Genomic DNA, 18,919 nt, shown 5'->3' on the forward strand with positions numbered 1-18,919 from the left:
CTTGCCGCCAGCAGCGATGCGGGCACAGACCACAAGGAGAAAAGATGAAGATATTGATCGTAGGCGCCGGCGCCGTCGGCGGCTATTTCGGCGCGCGCCTGCATGCGGCCGGCCGCGACGTCGACTTTCTGGTGCGCCCGCAGCGCGCGGCGCTGCTGCGTGAACGCGGCCTGCGCGTGAAAAGCCCGATGGGCGACCTGACGCTGCGCGATGCCCGCCTGCTCGATACGACCGAACTGGTTCCGCACTACGACCTGGTGGTGTTGAGCTGCAAGGCCTACGATCTGGAGAGCGCGATCGAATCGCTGGCGCCGGCGATGGGTGCGCAGACGGCGATCCTGCCGCTGCTCAACGGCATGCAGCACCTCGACATCCTGGAGCAGCGTTTCGGCGCCGCCGCCGTGCTGGGCGGCCAGTGCGTGGTCGCCGGCACGCTCGACGCCGACGGCGCCATCGTGCACCTGAACAATGCCGCCGGCCTGACCTTCGGCGAACGCGGCGGCGGCATCACGGCGCGCGCGCAGGCGATCTGCGATGCCCTCTCCGGCGCCGGATTCGACGTCAAGCTGAGCGAGAACATCCTGCAATCGATGTGGGAAAAATGGATCATGCTGGCCACGCTGGCCAGCGCCACCTCGCTGATGCGCGCCTCGGTGGGAGACATCCTGCAAGGTCCGGGCGGCCAGGCCTTTATCGAAGGCATGCTGGCCGAATGCGCCGGCATCGCCGGGCTGCAGGGCTACCAGCCGGGCGAGAGCTTCTACAACCGCACGCGCGGCATGCTGACCGAGCATGGTTCATCGCTGACGGCATCGATGTTCCGCGACATCGGCAACGGCAACCGGATCGAGGCCGACCACATCGTCGGCGACCTGATCCGCCGCGGCGACGCCAAGGGCGCTAAGACCACGCTGCTGCAGCTGGCCTATCTGCACCTGAAGACCTACGAGGCGCATCAGGCGCGCGTGTCGTCCTGAGATCGGGATGCCTGGGCCGCCTTGGGCGTCCCGGGCATCTCCCGCTTCATTACCAGCCACCCCCCAGCGCCCGGAACACCGACACCGCCGCCCGCGCGTTGTCGGCATGCACCTGCGCCATCTGGTCCTGCGCCGCCAGCAGCAAGCGGTCTTCGGTCAGCACCTCGGCCAGGCTCAGCACGCCGCCCTGGTAGGCTTGCTCGGCGTTGCCGCGCGCGCGTTGCTGGGCATCGACCTGCGCCGCCAGTTCGCGCGACTGCTGTTCCAGTTGCACCAGCGCCATGATGGCGTTTGCCACATCCTCTACCGCCGTCAGCATGCTCTTGCGGTACAGCGCCAAGGCTTCCGCATGGGCGCCTTCGGCGCGCGCGATCTCGGCATCGATGCGGCCGAAGTCGAACAGGCGCCAGCGCAAGCCGAGCCCGCCTTGGGCCTGCAGGCTGTCGGCCGTCAGGAAGCCGGCCGCCCCCAGGCTCTGGAAGCCCAGCAGCGCCGACAGCGACAGGTCGGGATACCACGCCGCCATCGCCTGGCCGATGCGTTCGTTGGACGCGGCCAGCCTGCGCTCGGCCGCGATCACGTCGGGCCGGCGGCGCATCAGTTCCACGCTGCTCTGCGACACCGCGATGGCCGGCACGCGGCCGGTGTCGGCGCCTTCGGAAAGTCGTTGCGCGTAAGTCCCGGGCGCGGCGCCCATCAGCACGTCGAGGCGGTTGGTCTGGCGCTCCAGTTCGATGCGCAGCGGCGGCAGCGCCGCACGCGATTGCGCCAGGCGGGCATCGGCCTGGGCGATCTCGGCCACGCTCGCCAGGCCATCCTTGAGGCGCAGCCGCACGATTTCGCCGAGCTCGGCGCTGGCCTTGACCTGGTGTTCGGCCAGCGCGATGCGCGCCTGCGCGCCGCGGATGCGGAAGTAGGCATCGGCCGCTTCCGCCTCCACCGATATGCGCACGCCGAGCTGCTGCGCCTGGGCCGCCTGCAGCTCGGCATCGGCCGCCTGTGCGCCGCGCTTCAAGGCGCCGGCCAGGTCCAGTTCCCAACTGGCGCCGGCGTCCAGTTCGAACAGGTTCTGCGTGCGCTGGTAGCCGGGGAAGCCGCTGGCGATCTCGCCCAGCGGACTTTGCAGCGATTGCCTGGCGCGCGCGGCCTGGCCGCTGAGTTCGCCTTCCGGCAAGCGGCGGGCGCCGGCGATGCGTGCGCTGGCCTGCGCCTGTTCGACGCGCGCGAACGCTGCCGACAAATCCAGGTTCTGCGCCAGCACGCGCTGGATGATGTCGCTCAGCACCGGGTCGTCGAACCCGTCCCACCAATGATCCAGCGCCGGCGCCGGCGTTTGCGCGGAGCGCTGTTGCAGCAGGGCGACGTTGCGCAGCGGGGTGTCCTGGTATTCGGGGCGCCGGTAGTCCGGGCCGGTCGTGCAGGCGCTCAATGCCAGCGCAGCGGCTAGCGCGCCCAATGCCGGCAGGCGGCCGGCGCGCGAGGGAAACAAGGGGTTCATGCTTCTGGCCTTTTTTTCATCTGTTTCCGATGCCGGGGACGGCGACGGAAGAAGTGGTCGATCCGGTTTGGAATTGTTACTTGCAAAATGATAGCTTGAAGTTTAAACTCACTATCGTTTTGAAAGCAACTTCTATTTGAGGCCTGTCGCGCAATGGGAAAAGGCGACGGGCAGGCCGTCATCCACATCCAATCGCCATCGAGGCCACCATGACCACCCAGAGCACCATCGGCGCCCCCGCGCAACCTGCCGCAACGATGCCGGCGCCCAGAAAGAAATCCACCCTGCTGACATACGCGCTCCTGGCCATCGCCGCGGTGGCGGCCGTTGCCTGGCTGGCGCACTGGTTGGCGGTGGGGCGCTATATCGAGAGCACCGACGACGCTTACGTCGGCGGCGACATCACCGTCATCGCCCCCAAGGTGGCCGGCAACATCGAGGCGGTGCTGGTCAAGGACAACCAGGCCGTGCATGCCGGCGACCTGCTGGTAAAACTGGATGGCCGCGACTACCAGGCCGCGCTGGCCAAGGCGAACGCCGCGGTGGCGGCGCAGGAAGCGGCGCTGGCCAATCTCGACGCCGAGCGCCGCCTGCAGGAATCGGTAATCGACCAGGGCCGTGCCGGCGTGGCCGCGGCCGGGGCCGAGACATCGCGCACCCGCGACGACCAGGTGCGCTACCGCAGCCTTTCGGCCAAGGCGGCGGTGTCGCTGCAGGCGGCGCAAAAGGCCGATGCCGACTACCAGCAGGCGCAGGCCAACGGCCAGAAGGCGCAGGCGGCATTGAACGCCGCGCAGCGTCAGATGGACGTGATCGCCACGCAGAAGCAGCGGGTGCAGGCGGCGTTGCAGCAGGCCCGGGCGGAGCAGCGCCTGGCCGAACTGAACCTGGCCTATACCGAACTGCGCGCACCGGTCGATGGCGTGGTCGGCAACCGCCGCGCGCGGGTCGGCGCTTACACCACCATCGGCGCGCAGCTGCTGTCGGTGGTGCCGGAGCAGGGCCTGTGGGTCGATGCCAATTTCAAGGAAAGCCAGATCGCCCGCATGAAGCAGGGCCAGGCTGTCACCATCAAGGCCGACGTGTTGCCGGGCGAGTCCTTCAGCGGCCATGTGCTGAGCCTGGCGCCGGCTACCGGCGCGCAGTTCAGCGTGCTGCCGGCGGAGAACGCCACCGGCAACTTCACCAAGATCGTCCAGCGGGTGCCGGTGCGCATCGCGCTCGACGGCGAGGGCGCGCGGCTAGGCAAGCTGCGTCCCGGCCTGTCGGTGACCGCCGAAGTCGACCAGCGTGCCGGCCGGAGCTGACATGGCGTCCGCCGCCGCGCCGGCCGTACCCCGGCCTGCCCCCGCCCCGGCCATGGGGCTCACGCTCACCACCCGCCAGCGCGTGTTCGCCTTCGCCACCATGTGCGTGGGCATGTTCATCGCGCTGCTGGATATCCAGATCGTCTCGGCCTCGCTGGCCGACATCGGCGGCGGCCTTTCGGCAGGCACTGACGAGACCGCCTGGGTGCAGACCAGTTACCTGATCGCCGAGATCATCGTCATCCCGCTGTCGGGCTGGCTCTCGCGCGTGATGTCCACGCGCTGGCTGTTTTCGGCCTCGGCGGTGGGATTCACCGTCGCCAGCCTGCTGTGCGGGCTGGCCTGGGACATCAACAGCATGATCGCCTTCCGCGCGCTGCAGGGTTTCCTCGGCGGCTCGATGATCCCGCTGGTGTTCACCTCCGCCTTCGTCTATTTCCAGGGCAACCAGCGCGTGCTGGCCGCCGCCACCGTGGGCGCCCTGGCCTCGCTGGCGCCCACGCTGGGGCCGACCATCGGCGGCTGGATCACCAGCAACTATTCGTGGCATTGGCTGTTCTTCATCAACCTGGTGCCGGGCATATTCGTGGCCGTGGTGGTGCCGATGATGGTGAAGATCGACAAGCCCGACCTGTCGCTGCTGCGCGGCGCCGACTACCCGGGCATGGCGTTGCTGGCGCTCGCGCTGGGCTGCCTGGAATACACGCTGGAAGAAGGGCCGCGCTACGGCTGGATGGGCGACGACGTGATCCGCGCCACCGCCTGGGTGGCGGCGATCTCCGGCATCGCCTTCGTCTGGCGCAGCCTCACCTACGCGCATCCGGTGGTCGACCTGCGCGCGCTCAAGCAGCGCAACTTCGCGCTGGGCTGCTTCTTCTCCTTCGTCACCGGCATCGGCCTGTTCGCCACCATCTACCTGACGCCGGTATTCCTGGCGCGCGTGCGCGGCTTCTCGGCGCTCGACATCGGGCTGGCGATCTTTTCCACCGGCCTGTTCCAGATCCTCGCCATCCCGTTCTACACGATGGTGGCGCGCAGGGTCGACCTGCGCTGGCTGATGATGTTCGGGCTGGCCTGCTTCACGCTGTCGATGTGGAACTTCACGCCCATCACGCACGACTGGGGCTGGCATGAGCTGCTGCTGCCGCAGGCGCTGCGCGGCTTCTCGCAGCAGTTCGCCGTCGCCCCGGTGGTGACGCTGACCCTGGGCTCGCTGGCGCCGGAACGCCTGAAGCTGGCCTCGGGGCTGTTCAACCTGATGCGCAACCTGGGCGGCGCGATCGGCATCGCGGTGTGCGGCACCATCCTCAACGACCGCACCAACCTGCACTTCCTGCGCCTGGCCGAACACCTCAACGCCGGCAACGAGGCGATGGCCGATATGTTGCGCAACGGCGCGCACAACCTGCTGGCCGCCGGTGTGGACGCCGGCGCGAACGAGGTCGGTGCCCTGCGCAACCTGGCGCGCCTGGCCATGCGCGAGGCGCAGACCCAGGCCGTGGCCGACGCCTTCTTCGTCATCATGCTATGCCTGCTGACGGCCACGCTGATGGTGCCGCTGATGCGCAAGGTGGAACCGCCCAAGGCGCCGCCGCCGGACGCGCACTGATGGAGTGCGGCAAGCGAGCCTGAACGGGTGGCCGGCATCAGAGTGAAAACGCTTTGCGGATAGAATCGAGAGCGCCGCTTCATGTTCCGACCCCGATGCCATGCCGCCAGCCTGTCTTGCCCGTTCCGTTTCCCTGTGGCGCGCCGCCTCCCTGGCGTCGCTGCTTGCCTTCCTGTCAGCGCCGGCCTGTGCCGCCGGCGATGCGGCGGCCGGCCGCGCCGCCTTCGCCAAGTGCGCCAGTTGCCATCAGGTCGGGCCATCCGCGCGCGGCGGCTTCGGGCCGCAGTTGTACCGGGTGATCGGGCGCCGCGCCGGTTCCACCGCCGACTACAAATATTCGCCGGCGATGGCGAACGCCGGTTTCGTCTGGAGCGAAGACAAGCTGCGCGCGTTCATGAAGGCGCCCGGCGATGTGGTGCCGGGCAACAAGATGCGTTTCTGGGGCATCGGCAGCGACCGCCAGATCGACGACATTTTGGCTTACCTGCGCAGCGTCAAATAGGTCGCGGACATCAACTTCTTCTTATTGCCGTCGTCCTGACGAAAGTCAGGACCCAGCGTCGTCCGGCAGACATCGAGGCATGACAAACGCCACTGGGTCCAGGCTTGCGCCGGGACGACGGGAATTGCCGGATGGCTCAGCCAAACGGCGCCAGCCCCATGCGCCGGCGCGCCAGGTGGATCGAGCCGTTGCGCACCGCCCAGCGCAACGGCACGGCGGCGACCGCTACCGAGCGGGTCAGCATGGCGCTGCGCGCGGGCGAGCGTTGCGTCACGCCCAGCATCTGCTGCGCCCAGTCCGGCAACAGGTCGATCCCGGCGCGCATCATCAGCCGCGTCCACGGCAGGGCCAGCGCGTTGGGCGCCGGCGCGTTCAACACCAGTTCCAGCGTCTTGCGGGTGCGGTCGTCGCAGCGCAGTTGCGGGCGCATTCCTTCGATATAGGCATCGACCGCCGCGCGCGAACGCGGCACATCCTGCGCGCCCAGCGCTTCGGTCACCTGCGCCATCTCATCGAAGTAGCGATCCTGCCTGGCGGGCGGGAAATCCGGGTTGCGGTAGCGCAGGTAGGCGCGCAAGAAGCAGCTGACCTCGGCCGCGTGCACCCAGCTCAACAATGCCGGGTCGCTGGCGGCATAGGGCGTGCCGTCGGGGGCGGTGCCGCTGACTTGCAGGTGGATATGCCTGACGCGCGCGATCAGCCGTTCGGCGTCGGCGCGGCTGCCGAAGGTGGTGCCGGCGATGAACTGCGCGGTGCGGCGCAGGCGGCCCAGCATGTCGTCCTGGAAATTGGAATGGTCCCACACGCCGGCCAGCGGCAGCGGATGCAGCATCTGCAGCAGCAGCGCCGCCACGCCGCCGGCCAGCATGGCGGTGAAGTCGCTGTGCACCTGCCAGGCGGCCGAATCGGGGCCGAACAGGCCGGGGTCGCCGGGCGGGTTGAGGAAGTCGGCGCTGCCGGGCGGACGGCTGATGGCCAGCACGCTGGCCTCGATGCGCTTGCGCAGGAATTCCATACGGTGAGAATCGGGGGTGATGGGAGGCGGCCGCTTTCGACAACGGCCGGCATGCAGTTTGCCACAGCCTGCCGGCCGCTGCCGGCGTCTCTCAGCAGTGGCCGCGGCGGGCGCGCCTAACTGACATTTCTGTCAGAAAAAATTCCTGCCCGCCGGCCGGCACGCCGTGTTGTGCGCCGCTACAATAACCGGCGCTGCAGGCTGCTCACGAACAAGAACAGGTCCCAGGACATCAGGTCCGCACAGGCGAAAGCCGCGCGGAAGGGGCGGCGGCCCGGCAAGGCATCAGGACTGGAAATCAGGGAGCGGGGCCGCACAGGGGATACGCGCGGCCGCGCATGACAAGAAACAAGCAAAAGAGGGCGCTCACGACACGCCGCGGCGTCTCCGGCAATAGCCGGAGACGATCGACGCGCGCCGGCCCGCGCCTATTGATGAAATGAGTTCCACCCCATGAACATGGTTGCGCTGGCCTTGCGCCGCCCGTACACCTTCATCGTGATGGCGATGCTGATCGTCCTCGCCACGCCGTTGACCCTGCTCAACATGGCCACCGACATCTTCCCGGAAATCAATATCCCGGTGGTCAGCATCATCTGGAACTACAACGGCCTGTCGGCCCAGGAAATGGGCCAGCGCATCGCTGCCCAGAACGAGCGCGGGCTGACCACGGTGGTGAGCGACATCGAGCACATCGAGTCGCAATCGCTGGCCGGGGTGTCGGTGATCAAGGTGTTCTTCCAGCCCAAGGCCAACATCCAGCAGGCCATCGCGCAGGTGGTGGCCTCGGTGCAGTCGCAGGTGCGCCAGCTGCCGCCGGGCATCACGCCGCCGCTGGTGATCAAGTACTCGGCCTCCAGTATTCCGGTGATGCAGCTGGCGCTGTCGTCGCCGACCCTGCCGGAACAGACCGTGTTCGACGCCGCGGTGCAGACGCTGCGCCCGCAACTGATCACCATCCCCGGCGTGGCCGTGCCCTATCCCTACGGCGGCAAGTCGCGCCTGATCTCGGTGGACCTCGATACGCAAGCCCTGCAGGCGCGCGGGCTGGCGCCGATCGACGTGGTCAACGCGGTCAACACGCAGAACCTGATCCTGCCCTCGGGCACCGCCAAGTTCGGCGCCACCGAATACACGGTCAAGATGAACGGCTCGCCGGAAGCGGTGGCCGGCCTGAACGAACTGCCGGTGCGCACCGCCAACGGCGCCACCATCTACCTGAAGGACGTGGCCAACGTACGCGACGGCTTCTCGCCGCAGACCAACGTGGTGCGCCAGGACGGCGCGCGCGGCGTGTTGCTGTCGATCCTCAAGAACGGCGGCGCCTCCACGCTGGACATCGTCGCCAACCTGCGCAAGATGCTGCCGCAGGCGCAGCAGACCTTGCCGGAAGACGTCAAGATCACGCCGCTATTCGACCAGTCGCTGTTCGTGAAAGCGGCCGTGGCCGGCGTGATCAGCGAAGCCCTGATCGCCGCCGGCCTGACCGCGGCGATGGTGCTGCTGTTCCTGGGCAACTGGCGCAGCACGCTGATCATCGGCCTGACCATCCCGCTGTCGATCATGGCCGCCATCCTGGCGCTGGCGGCGCTGGGCGAGACGCTCAACCTGATGACGCTGGGCGGCCTGGCGCTGTCGGTCGGCATCCTGGTGGACCAGGCCATCGTCACCATCGAGAACATCGAGCGCCACATGCACCTGGGCAAGCCGCTGCACGACGCCATCATCGTCGGCGCCGGCGAGATAGGCGTGCCGGCCTTCGTCTCCACGCTGTGCATCTGCATCGTGTTCGTGCCGATGTTCTTCCTCTCCGGCGTGGCGCGCTTTTTGTTCGTGCCGCTGGCCGAGGCGGTGGTGTTCGCGATGGTGGCCTCCTATATCCTGTCGCGCACCCTGGTGCCGACGCTGGTGATGCTGCTCATGGGCAGCCACGGCCAGGTCGACAGCGCCAAGAAGAGCCTGCTGCAGCGCGTCTACCTGGCTTTCGACAACCGTTTCGAGCGCGTGCGGCGCGGCTATACGCTGGTGCTGTCCTCGCTGCTGTCGCACCGGCGCCGCTTCGCGCTGGGCTTCCTCGGCTTCTGCCTGCTGTCCTGCCTGCTGTATCCGTTCCTCGGGCGCGACTTCTTCCCCAGCGTCGATGCCGGCCAGTTGCGCCTGCACATGCGCGCGCCCACCGGCACCCGCATCGAAGAGACCGCGCGCCTGGCCGACCAGGTCGAGCAGGTGATCCGCGAACTGATTCCCCCGAGCGAACTGGAAACCATCCTCGACAACCTCGGCGTGCCCAACTCCGGCATCAACCTTTCCTACAGCAACGCCGGCACCATCGGCACGCTGGACGGCGAAATGCTGATGGCGCTCAAGGAAGGCCACCGTCCCAGCGAAGAGCTGATGGCGCTGCTGCGCGCGGAATTGCCCAAGCGTTTCCCGGGCGTGGAGTTTTTCTTCCAGCCGGCCGACATCGTCACCCAGATCCTCAACTTCGGCTTGCCGGCCGCCATCGACGTGCAGTTCACCGGCGCCAACATGGAGAAGAATGCCGAACTGGCGGCCGAGCTGACCAAGCAGATCCGGCAGATCCCCGGCGCCGTCGACGCCCACGTGCACCAGCGCCTGGACGGCCCGGCGCTGGACCTGCGCATCGACCGCACGCGCTTGCAGCAGTTCGGCCTGTCGGCCTCCAACGTCGGCCAGAACCTGCTGATCGCGCTGTCGGGCAGCTCGCAGACGCAGCCGGCGTTCTGGCTCAACCCTAACAACGGCGTGGTCTACAGCATCGCGGTGCAGTCGCCGCAATACACGGTCGATTCGCTGGATGCGCTGCTCAACATCCCGGTCGGCGCCGGCGCCAACGCCGCGTCCAATGCGTCGCTCGCCAACGCCAACACGCAATTGCTGGGCAACCTGGTCGATGTGCGCGCCGGGCGCCAGATGGCGATCGCCTCGCGCTACAACATCTCGCCGGCCATCGACGTGTTCGTCAGCGTGCAGGGCACCGACCTGGCCAGCGTGGCCGGCAAGGTGGAAAAGCTGGTGGAGCAGGTCAAGCCAAAACTGCCGCGCGGCAGCCAGGTGGCGATCCGCGGCCAGGTGGAAACCATGCAGTCTTCCTTCATCGGTTTGGGTGTCGGCCTGGCGATGGCCATCGTGCTGGTCTACCTGCTGGTGGTGGTCAACTTCCAGTCGTGGATCGACGCCGCTATCATCATCGCCGCGTTGCCGGCGGCGCTGGCCGGCATCGCCTGGATGCTGTTCATTACCGGCACCACGCTGTCGGTGCCGGCGCTGACCGGGGCCATCATGACCATGGGCGTGGCCACCGCCAACAGTATCCTGATCGTGGCGTTCGCGCGCCAGCGCAGGGAGGAAGGCGCCACGCCGCTGGCCGCCGCGCTGGAGTCGGGCGCGACCCGCATCCGGCCGGTGCTGATGACGGCGCTGGCGATGATCATCGGCATGATCCCCATGGCGCTGGGCCTGGGCGAGGGCGCCGAGCAGAATGCGCCGCTGGGGCGCGCGGTGATCGGCGGCCTGCTGCTGGCCACCGTATCGACATTGTTTTTCGTGCCGGTGGTATTCGCCGGCGTGCATCAGAGACTGGCCCGCCGGGCGGAGCGGCGCGGATCGCCTGTGCCGCCGGCCGGGCACGTACAGGAGAATTGAGTCATGTCGCAAGAACGCCATTCCGAACTGGGCATCCACGCCCTGCCCGATGAGGGCGAGCTGTTGAAGCGCCGGCAGATGACCAGGCGCGCCAGGCTGGTGCTGGTGGTGGTGCTGATTTTGCTGGCCGCGGGCGCGGCGCGCACCATCATCAGCCGCGTGGTCAACGCGCGCGAACTGCAGGCCGGCACCGCCGAGCGCGCCAAGGTATTCGTGCGCGTGACCGAAGCCAGGAGCAGCGCCGAAGGCCAGACCCTGGCGTTGCCGGGCACGCTGCAGGGCTTCGTGCAGTCGCCCATTTCCGCGCGTTCCTCCGGCTACCTCAAGCGCTGGTACAAGGACATCGGCAGCGAAGTGAAGAAGGGCGAACTGCTGGCCGAACTGGATACGCCGGAAATCGACCAGCAGCTGTCGCAGGCCGTGGCCGCGCGCGGCCAGGCCGCTTCCAGCATGGAGCTGGCCAAGAGCTCGATGGCGCGCTGGGAAGCGCTGCGCAAGAAGGACGCGGTGTCGCAGCAGGAAGTCGATGAGCGCCGCAGCGCCTACGCCCAGGCCAGCGCCAACCTGGCCGCGGCCGAAGCCAACGTCGAGCGCCTGCGCCAGGTAGAAGGTTTCAAGCGTATCGTCGCGCCGTTCTCCGGCATCATCACGCGCCGCAACGTCGATGTGGGCGACCTGATCGATCCGGGCGCCGGGCGCGCGCTGTTCGTGCTGTCGCAGACCGACCCGCTGCGGGTGTATGTGAACGTGCCGCAGTCTTACGCCAACCTGGTCAAGCCGGGCCAGAAGGTGGTCGTCACCCAGGCCGAACTGCGCGGCCGCAAGTTTGAAGGCAAAGTCGCACGCACCGCCGGCTCGATCGACCCGTCGACCCGCGCGATGCAGATCGAGGTCAGCCTGCCCAACGCCGACAACGCCTTGCTGCCGGGCGCCTTCGTCCAGGTTTCGCTGCCGCTCAAGCCCAGCGGTACCTTGCTGGTATCGGCGGACACCCTGATGTTCCGGCGCGACGGGGCGATGGTGGCGGCGGTGGATGGGCACGACAAGGTGCGCCTGAAGAAGGTGCAGGTCGGGCGCAACCTCGGCTTGACGGTCGAGGTGCTGGACGGCCTGGAAGGCAATGAAAAGCTGATCCTCAATCCTTCCGATTCGCTGGCCGAAGGCGACCAGGTCGTGCCGAGCATGGAGCAGAAGGAAGGCGGCAAGAAAGAGGCCGCATCGTGACCGTCCGCCGCACGCTGACCGCCCTGGCTTGCGCGCTGGCGCTGGCCGGTTGCGCCGCCGGGCCGGATTACAAGAAACCGCAGGTCGACATGCCCGCCGCCTGGACGCCGCAGGCGCCGTGGCGCCCGATGCAGCCGCAGGACGCCGCCGCGCGCGGCGCATGGTGGGAGCGCTTCGGCGATGCCCAGCTGAACGCGCTGCAAGCGCAGGCGCTGGCCGGCAACCAGACCCTGGCGATTGCCGCGGCGCGCCTGTCGCAGGCGCGCGCGCAACTGAATGTGGCGTCGGCCGGGCAGTATCCGCAGGTCGGCATCAATGCGCGCGCGGCGCGCCAGCGCATTTCCGCCAACCGCCCGCTGACCAACTACAACTCGCCCAACTATGCCACGGTGCAGAACGACTTCGCGCTGGGCCTCAACGTCAGCTATGAGCTCGACCTGTTCGGCCGCGTGCAGCGTTCGGTGGAAGGCGCGGCGGCATCGGCGCAACAGTCGGCGGCCGATTTAGAAAACACCCGCCTGCTGCTCACGGCCGAACTGGCCAGCAATTATTTCAACCTGCGCGCGCTGGATATCGAACTCGACGTGGTCGTGCGCGCCATTGCGCTGCAACGCCGCGCGCTGGAACTGGCCACTGCGCGCCACGACCTGGGCGCCACCTCGGGCCTCGATGTGGCCCAGCAGCAGGCATTGCTGGACAGCACGCTGACCCAGGTCGATATCCTGGGCAAGCAGCGCGCGCAGTACCAGCATGCCATCGCCACGCTGACCGGCGTCCCGGCGCCCGGTTTCTCGATCGCGCCGTCGACCGCGGCCATCGCGTTCCCCGACATCCCGCTCGGCGTGCCGTCCGACCTGCTGGAGCGGCGTCCCGATATCGCCTCGGCCGAACGCGCCATGGCTGCCGCCAACGCCCAGATCGGCGTGGCCAGCGCGGCGTTTTATCCGAGCTTCATGCTGCAGCCTGCCTACGGCGTCGACAGCCGCAACTGGGGCGCACTGTTCAACGCGCCCAGCATGTTGTGGTCGCTCGGCGTGTCGGCCACGCAAAGCCTGTTCGATGCCGGGCGCCTGCGCGCCGGCGTGGATTTCACCCAGGCCGGATACGAAGCCGCGGTCGCCGCCTACCGCCGCACCGTGCTCACCGCCATGCAGGAAGTGGAAGACGGCATCACCGGCATCGCCTCGCTGGACCGCGCCTACCGCCAGTCGCAAGCGGCCATCGCCAGCGCGCGCCGGGTGCTGGAGCTGGCCAACAGCCGCTACGACGGCGGCGTCACGCCCTACCTCGACGTCATCACCGCGCAGCAGGCGTTGCTCAACAGCGAACGGCAGGCGGCGCAATTGATGGGGCAGCGGCTGCTGGTGTCGGTGTTCCTGTTCAAGGCGCTTGGGGGCGACTGGCCTGCGCGGCATGACGCGGCGTTCCCGCCGCAAGCCCGGGCGGCCAGCCCGGTGGCGGACAAATAATTGCGCCGGCGCAGCATCTGTCCCTCAACCCATCTCCACCATGGGAGAAACGCTGGCCCTTGATGCACCGTCGCAATCCACAGCCGCATTTCCCATGGACCATCCCTTGATTCAATGGCAAGGCCGCGCCGCTTCATGCCTGGCGCTGCTGACAGCTTGCTGACAGTGGTCTGTCATGCTGACGGGCAACTGTCCGCCAAGGGCAAAATTGCCGGCTAAACCCATCTTTGCTTGCCGATATGGCACATTCCCCCCCTGCATAGAATGAGTAAGGGGACTTTGTATCAATCGTCAATTCGAGGGTGCCATGAACTGGTTCTACAACTTGAAAATAGCCAGAAAATTGATTCTTTCCTTCACCGCGGTGATCTTGCTGACGGTGATCCTGGGAGGCTTTGCCATACGCCAGCTCAGTGCGGTGAACCAGGCTTCCACCGAGATTGCGCACAACTGGTTGCCGGCCATCAAGGCCGCGCAAGCCATCCAGGCATCGATGCCGCGCATGCGCATCTCCGAATTGCAGATAGTGACGGCCAACCAGCCAAGCGACCGGGAGGATGCCGAAAAGGCCATCAATACACGCCTTGGCATCATCGCCAAGCAACGCGCCGCCTACGAGGCAACGATATCGGAGGCGGAAGAGAAGGCCCTCTACGGCCAGTTTTCCAAGACCTTCGCCACGTATCTCGACGTCAGCAAGCAGGTCAAGGCCCTGGCCATTGAAGGCAAGGAAGAAGAGGCGCGGGCGCTGTTCAAGGGCGAGTCGAACAAGCTGTTTCGCACGATGAACGAGCAGCTTGACGGCATCGTCAAGATCAACGACGCAGGCAGCTTGCGTTCGGACCAGGCTGCCGCGGACATGTACGAGGCAGCCAAGCTGTGGATCGGCAGCTTGCTGGCGGCGATCGTGGTGATCGCCTTCGGCCTGGCCATGAGCGTGGCGCGCATCGTGTCGCGGCCGCTGGGCGACGCGGTCGAGGTCGCGCAGCGCGTGGCGCAGGGCGACCTGACGGTGGATATCCGCGCCACCGGCACCGACGAGACCGGTCAGCTGATGCAGTCGCTCAAGGCCATGAACGACAGCCTGCAAAAGATCGTCGGCGAAGTGCGCATCGGCACCGACACCATCAGCACGGCCTCGTCCGAGATCGCCAGCGGCAACCTCGACCTGTCCTCGCGCACCGAGCAGCAGGCCGGCTCGCTGGAAGAGACCGCTTCGGCGATGGAGCAGCTGACTTCCACCGTCAAGCAGAATGCCGACAACGCGCGCCAGGCCAACCAGCTGGCGGTATCCGCTTCCGAGATCGCAAGCCAGGGCGGCAGCGTGGTGGGCCAGGTGGTGGAGACCATGGGCTCGATCAACGCCTCGTCCAGGAAGATCGTGGACATCATCAGCGTGATCGACGGCATCGCCTTCCAGACCAACATCCTGGCGCTCAATGCGGCGGTGGAAGCCGCGCGCGCCGGCGAGCAGGGGCGCGGCTTCGCGGTGGTGGCGTCGGAGGTGCGCTCGCTGGCGCAACGTTCGGCCGCCGCCGCCAAGGAGATCAAGCAACTGATCGACGACTCGGTCGGCAAGGTCGATGCCGGCAGCGCGCTGGTCGAGCAGGCCGGCGCCACCATGAGCGAGATCGTCAGCAGCGTGCAGCGCGTGACCGACGTGGTCAGCGAGATTACCGCCGCCACGCAGGAGCAGAGCACCGGCCTGGAGGAGATCAATCGCGCCATCACGCAGATGGACGAAGTCACCCAGCAAAACGCCGCGCTGGTCGAAGAAGCCGCCGCCGCCGCACAGTCGCTGCAAGACCAGGCCGGTCGCCTGCAACAGGTGGTCGGGGTGTTCAAGCTCAGGCACTGAGCGCGCCGCCGCTTGACTAGTTGCAAGAGCCCGCGTCATGGATGGCGCGGGCTTTTTTGCGTGAAGCCTAGCGTGAGGTCTTGCGTCAGGCCGGCCTGGAGCTACTCCGGCAGTTCGAAGCTGTAGCCGACCCCATACACCGCCTGGATCGCGTTGTGGCCGGGGAAGAACGGCTCCAGCTTGCGCCGCAGGTTCTTGATATGGGTGTCGATGGCGCGGTCGGTGACCGAGCGGTATTCGTCGTGCAGGTGGTTGAGCAGCTGCTCGCGCGAGAACACTTGCCCCGGCGCGCTGACGAAGGTCTTGAGCAGGCGGAATTCGAGCGGCGTGAGGGCCAGCGCCTCGCCGCGCACGCTGGCCTGGAGGCGGGCGTCGTCGATGAGCAGCGGCGACGCTGCCGAGGCTGCCGGCGCAGCGTTGGGCGTGCGCCGCAGGCGGCCGTTGCGGCGGAGCATGGATTTGACGCGCGCCACGATCTCGCGCGGACTGAACGGGGTCTTGCAGATGTAATCGTCGGCGCCCAGCTCCAGGCCGCGCAGGCGGTCTTCTTCTTCCACCCGCGCAGTCAGCATCAGCACCGGCACGTCGGTGAAGCTGCGCAGCTCGCGGCAAATGTCCCAGCCGGTGCGTCCGGGCAGCATGATGTCCAGCAGCACCAGGTCGGGCAGCCTGGCGCGCACCGCCGGCACCGCGTCGTCGCCGTGGGCCACGTGGCGCGAACCGTAGCCGGCGGCGGCCAGGTATTTCTGCAGCAGCTCGGCCAGCTTGGGCTCGTCTTCGACGATCAGGATCTCGGCGCTGGCAGGCGCTTCGAACTGGAAATTGTCGCTCATGCCGTTGCCTCCGGGGCCGGCAATCCCGCCGGCAGCAAGATGGTCACGCGCAGGCCGCCCAGGGGCGAGGCCTCGGCGCTGATGACGCCACGGTGCGCCTCGACGATGCGGCGGCAGATCGCCAGGCCCAGGCCGGCGCCGCCGCTGGCGCGGTTGCGCGAAGCCTCGACCCGGAAGAAGCGCTCGAACAGGCGCGCCAGTGCCGGCGCTTCCACCCCCGGCGCGCTGTCGTCCAGGAGCAGTTGCCATTGCTGCTGCTGTTGTTGCAGGCTGCAGCGCAGCTCCAGCCTGCCGCCCCGGTCGGTGTAGCGCAGGCTGTTCTCGAACAGGTTGTTCAACAGTTGCTGCAGGCGCGCGCCGTCGGCGTGCAACGGTATCGATTCGGGCAGGCGCAGGACGATATCCAGTCCGCGTTTGCGGAAGCCCTCTTCATAGTTGCGGGCGGTGTCGCGCAGCAGCGGCGCCAGGTCGATGTCGGCTTTGCGGTAGGCCAGCGCGCCGGCGTCGGCCAGCGACAGGTCGTAGAGATCGTCCACCAGCTTGTTGAGGTGGTCGACTTCGCTCTTGAGCGAGCGCAGGGTCTGCTCATCGGGCTGCAGCACGCCATCTTCCAGCGCTTCCAGCTGGCCGTTGAGGATGCCCAGCGGCGTGCGCAGTTCGTGCGAGACGTCGGCCATGAATTCGCGCCGCAGCTTCTCGTTGCGTTCCAGCGTCGTGGCCAGTTGGTTGAAGTCCTGCGCCAGCCGGCCGATTTCGTCGCCCGATTGGACTTCCACCCGGATCGCATAGTCGCCGCCGGCCAGCCGGTGGGTGGCGCGCGCCACGCGCGAGAGGGGCTGCAGCAGCACCCCGGAGATGCGTATCACCATGAAGGCCGCCAGCATGATGGCGACGGCGGCGATGATGATCTGTGCCAGGAACTGGCTCTGCTGGAAGCGCAGGTCGACCGCGCCGATCACGTTTTCGAACGGCGTCTGCGCGATCCAGCCGACAATGGCGTCGTCTTGCATGAGCGGGCGCAGGCGCGCGTCGGGGCCGATGTCGGGGTAGCCGATGACCAGCTTGCGGTTGGCATCGAGCAGCGAGAAGCGCAGCGTGGCGCCGGTCAGGTCGGAGGGCGTGAAGGTCGGGCCGGGGGCGGCGCCGCTGTGCTCGACGATGGCCGGTTTCATCAGTTCGAACCAGGTGCGGGGGTTGTTGCGGATGAAATCCCAGTTGCCGTTGGCGCGGTAGGCCTGTTCCACGCGCGGGATCAGGTCTTCCATGCGTTGCTGCGCCTGCTCGTTGAGATAACCGAGGAAATCGCGCGTGAAAATGTAGTGTCCCGCGCCGTTGATCGCGGCGATCAGCGCCACGATCAGCGCCAGCATCGCGTAGAACAGCTTGAGGCGGATGTTGGCGCGGTAAAAGAAGCGGTCGGTCAGGTCCGCTATCGGATGGGGGAGGAATCTGGACACGGCTGGAAATCGGTTTGTAAAAAGATGTGAAGATGGCGGCGGGCGCCATGCATGGCCGGCAACAGGCGCCAGCTTAGCAAGATAAGAGGCGTGGGGGCGAGGATGTTGTAAATGCGGTTTTACTCAATTTTCCTCCACATTTTGTTTTTATGATGCAAGGTCCAAGCAGTTTATTCAGTTCATTACGCCCGGCCCTTGCCAGAATTTCAAGCAAACGGACGGGCAGAAAGCCAACGACGATGCCCGACAAGAATATTTCATCCCGTTCCGTTTCCCTGCCCGGCCTGCCGGCGATGACCCGCCTGGCCGCGGCCCTGATGCTGGCCGCCGCGCTGGCGGCCTGCTCCAGATCCGGCAACCAGCCGCCGGCCCAGGCCCAGTCCGAGGTCGGCTACGTGGTGGTCAAGGTCCAGCGCCAGGCGCTCACCACCGAACTGCCCGGCCGCACTACCGCCTACCTGACGGCCGATATCCGCCCGCAGGTGGGCGGCATCATCCAGAAGCGCCTGTTCAAGGAAGGCGCGACGGTCAGGCAGGGACAGCCGCTGTACCAGATCGACGCCGCCAGCTACCAGGCCGCCTATGACAGCGCCAAGGCCTCGCTGCTCAAGGCCGAGGCCACGCTGGCTTCCTCCCGCCTGAAGGCCCAGCGCTACGCCGAACTGGACAAGATCGACGCCGTCGCCAAGCAGGACAACGACGACGCCCAGAGCACGCTGCGCCAGAACCAGGCCGACGTCGAAGTGCAGAAGGCGGCCGTCAAGACCGCCGCCATCAACCTCGAATACACCCGGATCCTGTCGCCCATTTCCGGCCGCATCGAGAAGTCGAGCGTGACGCCGGGCGCGCTGGTGACGGCCAGCCAGACCACCGCGCTGACCACGGTGCAGCAGATCGACCCAATCTACGTGGACGTGACGCAATCGACGGTGGAACTGCTGCGCCTGCGGCGCGAGCTGGCCAGCGGCCAGATCAAGAAGAGCGGCGAGAATTCGGCGCCGGTCAAGATCGTGCTGGAAGACGGTTCCACCTACGAGCGCCCGGGCAAGCTGGAATTCTCCGGCCTGTCGGTCGACACCGGCACCGGCATGATCACGCTGCGCGCGGTGGTGCCCAATCCGGATGGCATCCTGCTGCCGGGGGCCTATGTGCGCGCGGTGCTGGAAGAGGGCGTGGACGAGCAGGCCATGCTGGTGCCGCAAAAGGCGGTCAGCCGCGACCAGACCGGCGCCGCGACCGCGCTGGTGATCGGCGAGGGCGGCAAGGTCGAGCAGCGCCTGCTGACGGTGGCCCGCGCGGTGGGCAATAACTGGTGGGTGACCAAGGGCATCAAGCCCGGCGACAAGGTGATCGTCGACGGCTTGCAGAAAGTGCGCAGCGGCGACGTGCCGCGCGCCATCGACATCACCGACACCCTGCAGAAGGATCTCGCCAGGGAAGCGGCTGCGGCGGCCGCCGACCCGTCCCTCGGCGGCGACGCCGGCGGCGCGAAGTAAGGGGCGCA

13 protein-coding genes are annotated in these 18,919 nt (G+C 67.4%); 9 read left to right on the top strand and 4 right to left on the bottom strand.

The window, feature by feature from the left end; all coding sequences use genetic code 11:
• Positions 1-44: 44 nt before the first annotated feature.
• The gene (gene panE, locus FB597_RS05575; protein WP_144768552.1) at positions 45-977 is read left to right on the top strand and encodes a 2-dehydropantoate 2-reductase; all 933 of its coding nucleotides are present in this window, start codon (positions 45-47) and stop codon (positions 975-977) included.
• Between the two features lie 49 nt (positions 978-1,026).
• On the opposite strand, the gene FB597_RS05580 is transcribed toward panE, so the two are convergent.
• Positions 1,027-2,475 carry an efflux transporter outer membrane subunit gene (locus FB597_RS05580; protein ID WP_144768554.1) on the bottom strand — a complete coding sequence of 483 codons (1,449 nt, stop codon included), beginning with the start codon at positions 2,473-2,475 and terminating at the stop codon, positions 1,027-1,029.
• 209 nt (positions 2,476-2,684) lie between these two features.
• Here FB597_RS05580 and FB597_RS05585 point away from each other — a divergent pair, with 209 nt between their 5' ends.
• From FB597_RS05585 to FB597_RS05595, 3 genes are all read left to right on the top strand, one after another.
• Positions 2,685-3,782 carry an HlyD family secretion protein gene (locus tag FB597_RS05585; protein WP_144768556.1) on the top strand — a complete coding sequence of 366 codons (1,098 nt, stop codon included), beginning with the start codon at positions 2,685-2,687 and terminating at the stop codon, positions 3,780-3,782.
• Position 3,783: 1 nt separating this feature from the next.
• Entirely contained in the window at positions 3,784-5,391 is a 1,608-nt protein-coding gene (locus tag FB597_RS05590) for a DHA2 family efflux MFS transporter permease subunit (protein ID WP_144768558.1), read from the top strand.
• Between the two features lie 100 nt (positions 5,392-5,491).
• On the top strand, positions 5,492-5,893 hold the full coding sequence (locus FB597_RS05595) for a cytochrome c family protein (RefSeq protein WP_144768560.1): 402 nt from the start codon (positions 5,492-5,494) through the stop codon (positions 5,891-5,893).
• Between the two features lie 136 nt (positions 5,894-6,029).
• On the opposite strand, the gene FB597_RS05600 is transcribed toward FB597_RS05595, so the two are convergent.
• Positions 6,030-6,908: an oxygenase MpaB family protein gene (locus FB597_RS05600; RefSeq protein ID WP_144768562.1), complete on the bottom strand. Its 879-nt coding sequence runs from the start codon at positions 6,906-6,908 to the stop codon at positions 6,030-6,032.
• Positions 6,909-7,361: 453 nt separating this feature from the next.
• Here FB597_RS05600 and FB597_RS05605 point away from each other — a divergent pair, with 453 nt between their 5' ends.
• The 4 genes from FB597_RS05605 (at position 7,362) to FB597_RS05620 (ending at position 15,125) form a co-directional block, all read left to right on the top strand.
• Positions 7,362-10,574 carry an efflux RND transporter permease subunit gene (locus FB597_RS05605; RefSeq protein ID WP_141914064.1) on the top strand — a complete coding sequence of 1,071 codons (3,213 nt, stop codon included), beginning with the start codon at positions 7,362-7,364 and terminating at the stop codon, positions 10,572-10,574.
• A 3-nt stretch (positions 10,575-10,577) separates the two neighbouring features.
• A complete protein-coding gene (locus tag FB597_RS05610; protein WP_144768564.1) occupies positions 10,578-11,798 on the top strand; it encodes an efflux RND transporter periplasmic adaptor subunit in 1,221 nt (406 codons plus the stop codon).
• A complete protein-coding gene (locus tag FB597_RS05615) occupies positions 11,795-13,267 on the top strand; it encodes an efflux transporter outer membrane subunit (RefSeq protein WP_144768566.1) in 1,473 nt (490 codons plus the stop codon). The genes FB597_RS05610 and FB597_RS05615 overlap by 4 nt, the downstream gene beginning before the upstream one ends.
• A gap of 307 nt (positions 13,268-13,574) precedes the next feature.
• On the top strand, positions 13,575-15,125 hold the full coding sequence (locus FB597_RS05620; RefSeq protein ID WP_144768568.1) for a methyl-accepting chemotaxis protein: 1,551 nt from the start codon (positions 13,575-13,577) through the stop codon (positions 15,123-15,125).
• A 101-nt stretch (positions 15,126-15,226) separates the two neighbouring features.
• On the opposite strand, the gene FB597_RS05625 is transcribed toward FB597_RS05620, so the two are convergent.
• Positions 15,227-15,958: a response regulator gene (locus FB597_RS05625; protein WP_144768570.1), complete on the bottom strand. Its 732-nt coding sequence runs from the start codon at positions 15,956-15,958 to the stop codon at positions 15,227-15,229.
• Positions 15,955-17,415, bottom strand: coding sequence for an ATP-binding protein (locus FB597_RS05630; protein WP_255517086.1), 1,461 nt, complete (start codon positions 17,413-17,415; stop codon positions 15,955-15,957). Before FB597_RS05630 ends, FB597_RS05625 begins: the two co-directional genes overlap by 4 nt.
• Before the next feature lie 239 nt (positions 17,416-17,654).
• Between FB597_RS05630 and FB597_RS05635 the strand changes: the two genes are divergently transcribed.
• Positions 17,655-18,911 carry an efflux RND transporter periplasmic adaptor subunit gene (locus FB597_RS05635; protein ID WP_144768572.1) on the top strand — a complete coding sequence of 419 codons (1,257 nt, stop codon included), beginning with the start codon at positions 17,655-17,657 and terminating at the stop codon, positions 18,909-18,911.
• The last annotated feature ends 8 nt before the right edge of the window (positions 18,912-18,919 follow it).

It is taken from the genome of Herbaspirillum sp. SJZ099 (assembly GCF_007828355.1).
Lineage (GTDB): Bacteria > Pseudomonadota > Gammaproteobacteria > Burkholderiales > Burkholderiaceae_D > Herbaspirillum.

What these genes read in the sequence shown, in the direction of transcription:
- panE (WP_144768552.1), top strand. Translation starts at nt 45, where the DNA reads ATGAAGATATTGATCGTAGGCGCCGGCGCCGTCGGCGGCTATTTCGGC.
- FB597_RS05580 (WP_144768554.1), bottom strand. Translation starts at nt 2,475, where the DNA reads ATGAACCCCTTGTTTCCCTCGCGCGCCGGCCGCCTGCCGGCATTGGGC.
- FB597_RS05585 (WP_144768556.1), top strand. Translation starts at nt 2,685, where the DNA reads ATGACCACCCAGAGCACCATCGGCGCCCCCGCGCAACCTGCCGCAACG.
- FB597_RS05590 (WP_144768558.1), top strand. Translation starts at nt 3,784, where the DNA reads ATGGCGTCCGCCGCCGCGCCGGCCGTACCCCGGCCTGCCCCCGCCCCG.
- FB597_RS05595 (WP_144768560.1), top strand. Translation starts at nt 5,492, where the DNA reads ATGCCGCCAGCCTGTCTTGCCCGTTCCGTTTCCCTGTGGCGCGCCGCC.
- FB597_RS05600 (WP_144768562.1), bottom strand. Translation starts at nt 6,908, where the DNA reads ATGGAATTCCTGCGCAAGCGCATCGAGGCCAGCGTGCTGGCCATCAGC.
- FB597_RS05605 (WP_141914064.1), top strand. Translation starts at nt 7,362, where the DNA reads ATGAACATGGTTGCGCTGGCCTTGCGCCGCCCGTACACCTTCATCGTG.
- FB597_RS05610 (WP_144768564.1), top strand. Translation starts at nt 10,578, where the DNA reads ATGTCGCAAGAACGCCATTCCGAACTGGGCATCCACGCCCTGCCCGAT.
- FB597_RS05620 (WP_144768568.1), top strand. Translation starts at nt 13,575, where the DNA reads ATGAACTGGTTCTACAACTTGAAAATAGCCAGAAAATTGATTCTTTCC.
- FB597_RS05625 (WP_144768570.1), bottom strand. Translation starts at nt 15,958, where the DNA reads ATGAGCGACAATTTCCAGTTCGAAGCGCCTGCCAGCGCCGAGATCCTG.
- FB597_RS05635 (WP_144768572.1), top strand. Translation starts at nt 17,655, where the DNA reads ATGCCCGACAAGAATATTTCATCCCGTTCCGTTTCCCTGCCCGGCCTG.